Below are 699 nucleotides of genomic sequence, written 5' to 3'. Positions count from 1 at the left end.
CCGTTGTCAGTGTTGATGCTTGCAGGAATGCGCGAAATTCTGATCATCTCGACGCCGGACGATCTGCCATGCTTCCGTAAGTTGCTCGGAGACGGCAGTCTCTATGGCATCAAACTGACTTACGCCGAACAACCGAGCCCGGATGGGCTGGCGCAAGCTTTCATCATTGGTGAAGAGTTCATCGGTAATGATCCTTGCTGTTTGATCCTGGGAGACAACATTTTCTATGGTCAGCATTTCTCCGATAACCTGCGCTCCGCCAGTGACCGTCAGCAAGGTGCAACCGTTTTTGGATACCATGTTTCCGATCCTGAGCGTTTCGGTGTTGTGGAGTTTGATGCTGCTGGTCGTGCGCTGAGTATCGAAGAAAAGCCGGTTAAGCCGAAATCGAGTTACGCGGTCACAGGTCTGTATTTCTACGACAATCAAGTCGTCGATATTGCGAAGAAGATCAAGCCGTCCGAGCGCGGCGAGCTGGAAATCACCGATGTGAATCGTGCTTATCTCGAACAGCAAACCCTTAATGTCGAGATGCTGGGGCGTGGTTTTGCGTGGTTGGATACAGGCACCCATGACTCTCTGCTTGAGGCGAGTCACTTCGTCCACACCATTGAGCAGCGTCAAGGCTTGAAAGTGGCGTGCCTGGAAGAAATTGCATACCACAATGGCTGGATCACTTCAGAACAGTTGGCAGTGCAG

Annotated in this window: 1 protein-coding gene; it reads left to right on the top strand. The window is 51.8% G+C overall.

The features are described from left to right. On the top strand, nucleotides 1–699 hold a 699-nt coding region (gene rfbA / locus HT737_RS06745; RefSeq protein WP_182401939.1), incomplete at both ends, for a glucose-1-phosphate thymidylyltransferase RfbA.

This window comes from Pseudomonas sp. MD195_PC81_125 (assembly GCF_014060985.1).
Classification (GTDB): domain Bacteria; phylum Pseudomonadota; class Gammaproteobacteria; order Pseudomonadales; family Pseudomonadaceae; genus Aquipseudomonas; species Aquipseudomonas parakoreensis.
The sequence above is the reverse complement of the archived record's forward strand: the minus strand, read 5'-3'. Positions and strand labels throughout refer to the sequence as shown.